This window comes from Yoonia sp., from assembly GCF_017854565.1.
Taxonomy (GTDB): domain Bacteria; phylum Pseudomonadota; class Alphaproteobacteria; order Rhodobacterales; family Rhodobacteraceae; genus Yoonia.
The window spans coordinates 1-7,642 of record NZ_JAFMHJ010000078.1 but is presented as its reverse complement, the minus strand read 5'-3'; the positions used below and the strand labels follow the sequence as shown (position 1 = coordinate 7,642).

Here is a 7,642-nt window from a genome sequence, read left to right as displayed (position 1 = left end):
GCGGTTCTGATCAACGCATGGACGCCGCATGCCTATGTGCATTGGCCCAAAGCCCCGCGCACGATCATCCTTGCCCTCTATATCGAACCTTCTTGGCTGGCAGAGTTTCGTTCCAACTGGGCCGCCAGCGCCGGGTCCGGGTTCTTTGATAGGACCGTCGATGCGATCACGCCGCAGATCCGCAAGCAGGCCATAACACTTGCCGCGAGCATGGTGCATGCCCCCACCGCCATCGCCGATCATGAGACGCAGCTGGGCGACCTGATGGTTTCGGTGATCGAACGGTTTACCGAATGGCGGTCAGTCGGGCCAAGCCTGCGTGACGCGGCGCAAAGCCAGGCCATCGACTGGCGCGTGTCCAAGGCGATCAGCAAGCTGCACAAGGCTGCCGGAGAGATGTCGGACGTCGACAGCCTCGCGCAGACCGCTGGCATGAGCCGCGCGAATTTCTTCCGGGTTTTCGAACGCTCGACCGGCGTGACGCCACGCGTGTTTTCCAACATGATCCGGCTGGAGCGGGCGGTGAGCGCCGTGGTCTCGTCGGACCTCAGCTTCGGTGCGCTGTCCGATCAGCTGGGATTTACCGCGCAGGCGCATTTCACCCGGTTCTTCCGCGATCATACCGGCGTACCGCCCAGCAGCTTCCGGTCGGTCTCGCGGCTTGGGGATACCACTGATTTCTTCCGTATTTGAGACTCCTCGGTAAATTCTGCGACCCTTAGCAATCGGTTTCATCAATACCGCCCTCTAGTGTCCTGCCACGCCGCTTGACGGTTTGGGAGGAGAGGACGCATGCCAAAGGACGGGTTGCATCAAACGATGTTGCGGGTGGAAGACGCCCCGCTTCTGACCGGGCGCGGCCAGTTCTTTGACGACTTGCCGACGCCGCACGGCACGGTGCATGCCGCGATCCTGCGCAGCCCCCATGCCCACGCAAAGATCACCGACATTTCAACCGATGCCGCCCGTAGGCTGGCAGGCGTTCACGCCGTCCTGACGGGCGAGGATTATGCAAGCGTCGCATCGCCGCTGATGGTCGGGGTCAAGCTGCCCATCGAATGCTGGCCGATCGCACAGAACAAGGTGCGTTATGTGGGCGAGCCGGTCGCGGTGGTTCTGGCCGATGATCGCTACATCGCCGAGGACGCGGTCGACCTCATCGACGTCAGCTATGACACGCTCGCCCCCGTCATTGACCCGCTGAAGGCCCTTGCGGACGACGCGCCGGTACTGCATGACGAAATGGGCAGCAACCTTGGCGCCGACCGTTATTTTTCCTATGGCGACCCCGACGGTGCCTTTGCCGAGGCCGACCATGTCGTCGAGATTTCCGTGCGCTATCCGCGCAACTCCTGCACGCCCATCGAAACCTACGGTGTGCTGACCCGCTGGGATCCGCATACGCGGTCCTATGATGTTTTGTCGAACTTCCAGGGGCCGTTCTCGATCCATCCGGTGATTGCGCGCGCGCTGAACGTGCCTGGCAACCGTCTGCGCCTGCGCACGCCCGAGGATTCCGGCGGCAGCTTCGGTATCAAGCAGGGCGTCTTTCCCTATATCGCGCTTCTGTCCGCCTGTGCGCGGCTGACCGACCGTCCCGTCAAGTGGGTCGAGGACCGGCTTGAGCACCTCACCGCCTCGGTGTCTGCCACAAATCGCGCCATCACACTGCGCGCGGCGGTTACGGCAAAGGGGCGCGTGACCGCGCTTGACTACGATCAGGTCGAGGATGTCGGTGCCTATCTGCGGGCGCCGGAGCCGGCGACGCTCTACCGCATGCACGGCAACCTCTGCGGTGCCTATGACATCGCCAACCTGCGGGTGCGGAACCGCATCGTGATGACGAACAAGACGCCGACGGGGCTGAACCGCGGGTTCGGCGGCCCGCAGATCTATTTCGCGCTGGAACGGCTGATGCAACGTATCGCCGTCGAGCTGGGTCTAGATCCGGTGAATGTTGCCCGCGACAACCTGATCTCCAGCGGTGCCTTTCCCTATCGCACCGCCAGCGGTGCGACCTACGATTCGGGCGATTATCAAAATGCCTTCGACACGGCGTTGAAGGACGGTCGCTATGACGCGCTATGCCAAAAGCGCGACGCGGCACGTGCCCAGGGTCGGCTTTACGGCATCGGCCTTACCGTGGCGGTGGAGCCGTCGGTGTCGAACATGGGATACCTTTCGACCGCTCTGACACCTGCGGAACGGGCCAAGGCGGGGCAGAAGAACGGCGCGCAATCCTGCGCGACCATCGCCATCGACCCGGTCGGCAGCATCACGGTGCAGATCGATTCCGTGCCCCAGGGCCAGGGCCACAAGACCGTCGCCGCCAGCATCGTCGCAGAACGGTTCGGGCTGGAGCCGGGCGCGATCACGGTCGTGGCCGCGATGGATACCGGCAAGGACGCCTGGTCCATCGCCGCCGGCAACTATTCCAGCCGGTTTGCCGCCGCCTCCGCCGGGGCGGTGCGCATCGCCGCCGGCCGCCTGCGCGAGCGGATCGCTGCAATTGCCGCAAGCCAACTCGACGCCCGGCCCGAGGATATCGAGTTCGGGAACGGCAAGGTTTTCATCGCGTCCAACCCGGAGGCCGCGCTCGCCTTTGCCCGCGTCGCCTCGACCGGGCACTGGGCCCCCGGAACGCTGCCTGAAGGCATCGCCGCGCCGATGCGCGAGACCGCGATCTGGACCGCGCCGGAACTGACCGCCCCGACCGAAGAGGACGGGATCAACTCGTCGCTGTGCCACGCGTTCATCTTCGATTTCTGCGGGGTGGAGATCGACCCTGTAACCCATGAAGCCCGCGTCGACCACTATGTCACGATGCACGACTGCGGCACCATCCTGCACGAAGGCATGGTCGAGGGGCAGATCCGCGGTGCGTTCGCGCAGGCGGTCGGAGCGGCGCTTTACGAGGAATACGCCTATGACGACGACGGCGCTTTCCTGGCGGGCACCCTGGCCGATTACCCGGTGCCGACGGTGCACGAAATCCCTGACCTGACGATATTGCATACCTGCACGCCCTCGCCACTGACGCCGCTGGGGGCCAAGGGCGTGGGCGAGGGCAATTGCATGTCCACGCCGGTCTGCATCGCCAATGCCGTCGCCGATGCGCTGGCACCGGCCAGCGGCAATGTCGATGTCACCCTTCCGCTCTCGCCTGCGCGTATCGCGTCGTATCTGCCGGACGAACCTGCACCACCCGAAGGCATTGCACAGCCACGGCCCGGCCCCGGCAAGGGGCTGTCCGGTCAGGGCGAGGCACACGTCGGCGCCGCACCGCAGGAGATATGGGATCTGCTGATGGACGCAGACCAACTCGCCGCGATCATCCCCGGCGCACATGGTGTCAAGCGCCTGTCGCCAACCCACTTTCTGGCCGATGTCACCCTGGGCGTCGGGCCGGTCAAGGGGCGTTACCGGGTGCAGGTCGGGCTATCGGATCTGGACGCGCCCAACAACGCCACATTGACCGGCAAGGCCGGCGGCGCGCTTGGCACCGGCGAGGGGTCGGGCCGGGTTACGCTGACACCGGACGGATCGGGCGGTACGGTGATCGGCTACAGCTATGACGCCGCTGTCGGTGGCAAGGTCGCATCCGTGGGTGGGCGGCTGCTGGACGGTGCTGCGAAAATAGTCATTGGCCAGTTTTTTGCCGCCCTCGGACGAAGGGCCGGAGACGCACCACAGCCCGACGGCATCATCGCCCGCATGTGCGGCTGGATCGGGGGGAGGCGATGAAACCCGCCGCTTTCGATTATGTCCGCTGCGAAACGCTCGACGAAGCCTGCGAAGTCATCGCGCAAACCGGTGACGACGCTCGCATCCTTGCCGGGGGTCAGTCGCTGGTGGCGATGATGAACATGCGGCTTGCCACGCCTGCGGTCCTGGTCGACGTCATGCCGGCCCCGGACGCACGGAAAGTCGCGGCGGAAAATGGCACGCTGAAAATCTTTGCCGCTGTCCGGCAGGCGAGTCTGTTGGACGATCCCGACCTGACCTGGCGCAACCCGCTGCTTGCGAGAATGCTGCCTTGGGTCGGCCACCCCCAGACCCGTGCGCGCGGCACGATCTGCGGCTCGGTGGCCCATGCCGATCCTTCCGCCGAGATTCCGCTGGCGCTGGCCGCGCTGGACGGCAAGGTGATCCTGCGGCGCGGGCGGAAGCGGCGCAGCGTGAAGGCGACCGACTTTTTCCTCGGTATGATGCTGACCGACAAGGCCGATGACGAAATGATCGAGGCGGTGACATTTGCCGATGTCCAGCAAGGCACCGGCACGGGATTTGCCGAGTTCGGCCGCCGCAAGGGCGATTTCGCCATCGTCGCCTGCGCCGCGTTGGTTTCGCCCATGCGCGTCCGCTTTGCCGTCGGCGGCGTCAACGACACGCCGTTTGTCAGGGACTGGGACAACCTCTCGCCCCAGGACGACGCCGAGGCGCTCAACGCGCTCGCCTGGTCGCTCGATGCGCGGGGCGATCTGCATGCAACCGCACGCTATCGCCGCGATCTGGTGCGTCATCTGGGCGCGCAAGCACTCAAGGAGGCCCGCTCATGCGCCGTTTGACCGCCACCGAAAGACATCCCGTCCGCTTTACGCTGAATGGCAAGCCCGCCGAGGGCACAGCCCACCCGCGCATGTTGCTCAGCGATTTCCTGCGTGGCGTCCAGGGAGCGACAGGCACCCATGTCGGCTGCGAACATGGTGTCTGCGGTGCCTGCACGGTTCGGATCGACGGCGCGATGGCACGCAGTTGCCTGACATTCGCGGTCCAGATTGAAGGCGCCGAGATCGACACGGTAGAGGCCCTGGCCCCCGCCCCCGCCAGATTGTCCGTTCTGCAAGACGCCTTTCGCAAACATCACGCGCTACAATGCGGCTTTTGCACCCCCGGCATCCTGATGTCGCTCGACACCTTGCTCGCAACCGAATCGCAGGCCGACGCGGAACGCATCCGCGACGTGCTATCGGGACATCTGTGCCGTTGTACCGGCTACCAACCGATCGTCGCTGCCGCACTGGACGCGGCACAAACCCTTAGGGAGGAGACAGACAATGCTTGACCTAGGGCGTTCCCTGATCGCCAGCGCGGCCCGCGACCCCGATGCGCTGGCCATCGTCGATGGCGATGTGCGTCTGAGCTATGCCGATTGGCTGCGCCAGATTTCGGCGCTTGTCCAAGGGTTTGCGGACATGGGCCTAGGCCATGGCGACCGATTGCTGACGACGATGCAAAACAACCATGCCGCCGCGAGCATCCACTGGGCCTGTCAATTGGCCGGCATCACGATCGTTCCGGTGAACTGGCGGGCGACAGCCGACGAAATCACATTCTTTACCGAAAACAGCGGCGCCCGCGCCATTGCCTGTGACGGATCGAGCGTGGATGCCGTGCTTGCGGCAGCAACAGATCTGCCGTGCCTGACATATGAAACCGATGTCGACGGCGCGGTCAGGTTCGAGGATGTCGTCGCCGGTTCGGCACCGGACGCAAGCCCAATTGCCAACGCCGACGATTGGTCCATCATGCTCTATACCAGCGGCACTACCGCCCGGCCCAAAGGCGTACCGCGCCGCCACCGTGCCGAACGGGCGGGGGCTTTGGCGCATGTGGCGCAGAACCTGATGCCGATAAACGACGCGACGCTGGGGGTCATGCCGCTTTATCATACCATGGGGGTGCGTTCCCTTCTCGCGATGACATTGCTGAACGGCACCTTCGTCTGCCTGCCCCGGTTCAACTGTGCCGATGCGCTGGGGCTGATCGCCGGAGAACGGATCGGAAGCCTGTATCTGGTTCCGACGCTCTATCACGACCTGCTCGAACACCCCGACTTTGCGTCAACGGACCTTTCCGCTGTCAAACGTTTGGGGTTTGCCGGGGCGTCCATGACGGACGGGTTGCTCAAACGGGTTCAGGGCGCGTTTCGGCCGGAGCTTTTCGTAAACCACTACGGGTCATCGGAGATCTACACATTCTCGATCGAACAGGACGCCGTGTCCAAACCCGGCTCGGCGGGCAAGGCGGGACTCAATCAGGATTTGCGTGTCGTCAGGATGGGCGCGGGCGATCCCGCTGCCGTGTTGGCACAGGGCGAAGAAGGCGAAGTCATCGCGACCCTCGCCGGGGACGAAGCCTTTGAAGGCTACTGGCAACGCCCGGACGCGAACGCAAAATCGCTGCGCGATGGATGGTACTTTACCGGCGATTGCGGGCATTTCGACGCCGAGGGCGATCTCTTCGTGACGGGCCGCGTCGACGATATGATCATCACCGGCGGCGAGAACGTGTCGCCCGTCGAGGTGGAAAGCTGCCTGTCGATGCACCCGGCGGTCGAGGATTGCGCCGCCGTGGGTCTTCCCGATGAACGCTGGGGCAAGATCGTTACCGTCTTTGTCAAACGCCGCCACCCCGTGAGCACCGAGGAACTGGACGCACATTGCCGCGATTCGGCATTGGCCAATTTCAAACGGCCCCGCCGCATCATTTTCGTGTCCGAGCTTCCCAAATCGCCGGTTGGCAAGTTGCTGCGCCGGGAACTGGTCGCCGGAAATTACACCCCCGAACCCGAAGATATCGCGGCCGGACAAGGCCGCCTGCAAGGAGAAGACTAACCCATGACACACCCCTATTCCGACCGACCGCTTCTGTCCAAACCCGACGGATTCCGCATCGAGGTGGACGCCAAGGCCGAACGCGGTGACATAGTTCTGGAACGTGCCCCGATGAACGTGATCTCGATGGATCAGCGCGATCAGCTGCGCGCGGCGTTCGAGGCGCTGGACGCCGATGACGCGGTTCGGGTGATCGTCTTGCGGGCGGAGGGCGAGCATTTTTCGTCTGGGGGCTATATCCACGGCTTCCTCGATGCATCGCCTGAACATGTCAGCCATCTGGCCGATAACGTCGGAGCCCCTTGGCGCTGCGCCAAACCGGTGATCGTGGCGAACAAGGGCTACACCTTCGGCGTCGGTTTCGAAATCTCGCTGGCCTGCGATTTCCGCATCGCCGCAAAGTCGACCTTCTATGCGCTGCCCGAGCAGAAGCTCGGCCAGATCCCCGGCTCGGGCGGGTCGGCGCGGCTTCAGGCGCTGATCGGGCTGGCACGCACCAAGGACGTGGTCATGCGCTCGCGACGCATCTCGGGCCAGCAGGCTTTTGATTGGGGCATCGCGGTCGAGCTGGTTGAGGATGACCAGTTGGAGGAAGCGACCGCGAGGCTGGTAAAGGAGCTGCGCAGCTTTTCACCGATGGCGCAACGCACCGCAAAGAAACTGCTCAACGACAGCGAAAACGCGACCGTGGCAACCGGCATCGAACTCGAAGGCCATTGCTATAGCCGCCTTCGCCAATCCGAAGATTTCGCCGAAGGCGTCAAGGCCTTTCACGAAAAGCGCAAACCGGCATTCGTCGGCCGCTGAACAACCCAAAGGGAGGAGTATCAATGTCTATCAAGGGATTTTTGCAGACAGCCGCGGTCGCGGCACTTGTCGCGTGTCAACGCCGGACTAAAACTGCGCCAGTCGCCGGAGCAATAGTGCACCATTTTGCCGGATTTGGCCGGAGTAAAACTGCGCCACTATACGGTATACAGGTTTGTCCATAGACCCGCATAGCGGAGTGCCCCCACAGAGCAACG

General features: G+C 63.9%; 6 protein-coding genes. All 6 read left to right on the top strand.

Features of this window, described 5'->3' with window-relative positions; genetic code table 11:
* Positions 1-693: helix-turn-helix transcriptional regulator (locus QZ196_RS16740; protein ID WP_296428465.1), on the top strand; the 693-nt coding region annotated here is incomplete at its 5' end.
* 99 nt (positions 694-792) lie between these two features.
* Positions 793-3,744 carry a molybdopterin cofactor-binding domain-containing protein gene (locus tag QZ196_RS16735; RefSeq protein ID WP_296428463.1) on the top strand — a complete coding sequence of 984 codons (2,952 nt, stop codon included), beginning with the start codon at positions 793-795 and terminating at the stop codon, positions 3,742-3,744.
* A complete protein-coding gene (locus tag QZ196_RS16730) occupies positions 3,741-4,568 on the top strand; it encodes an FAD binding domain-containing protein (protein WP_296428462.1) in 828 nt (275 codons plus the stop codon). The genes QZ196_RS16735 and QZ196_RS16730 overlap by 4 nt, the downstream gene beginning before the upstream one ends.
* Positions 4,556-5,065, top strand: coding sequence for a (2Fe-2S)-binding protein (locus QZ196_RS16725; RefSeq protein ID WP_296428461.1), 510 nt, complete (start codon positions 4,556-4,558; stop codon positions 5,063-5,065). The genes QZ196_RS16730 and QZ196_RS16725 overlap by 13 nt, the downstream gene beginning before the upstream one ends.
* A complete protein-coding gene (locus tag QZ196_RS16720) occupies positions 5,058-6,617 on the top strand; it encodes an AMP-binding protein (RefSeq protein ID WP_296428459.1) in 1,560 nt (519 codons plus the stop codon). The genes QZ196_RS16725 and QZ196_RS16720 overlap by 8 nt, the downstream gene beginning before the upstream one ends.
* A 3-nt stretch (positions 6,618-6,620) precedes the next feature.
* The gene (locus QZ196_RS16715) at positions 6,621-7,424 is read left to right on the top strand and encodes an enoyl-CoA hydratase/isomerase family protein (RefSeq protein WP_296428458.1); all 804 of its coding nucleotides are present in this window, start codon (positions 6,621-6,623) and stop codon (positions 7,422-7,424) included.
* Positions 7,425-7,642: the final 218 nt, after the last annotated feature.

Coding starts and splice junctions, on each gene's coding strand:
- QZ196_RS16735 (WP_296428463.1), top strand. CDS start 793: ATGCCAAAGGACGGGTTGCATCAAACGATGTTGCGGGTGGAAGACGCC.
- QZ196_RS16730 (WP_296428462.1), top strand. CDS start 3,741: ATGAAACCCGCCGCTTTCGATTATGTCCGCTGCGAAACGCTCGACGAA.
- QZ196_RS16725 (WP_296428461.1), top strand. CDS start 4,556: ATGCGCCGTTTGACCGCCACCGAAAGACATCCCGTCCGCTTTACGCTG.
- QZ196_RS16720 (WP_296428459.1), top strand. CDS start 5,058: ATGCTTGACCTAGGGCGTTCCCTGATCGCCAGCGCGGCCCGCGACCCC.
- QZ196_RS16715 (WP_296428458.1), top strand. CDS start 6,621: ATGACACACCCCTATTCCGACCGACCGCTTCTGTCCAAACCCGACGGA.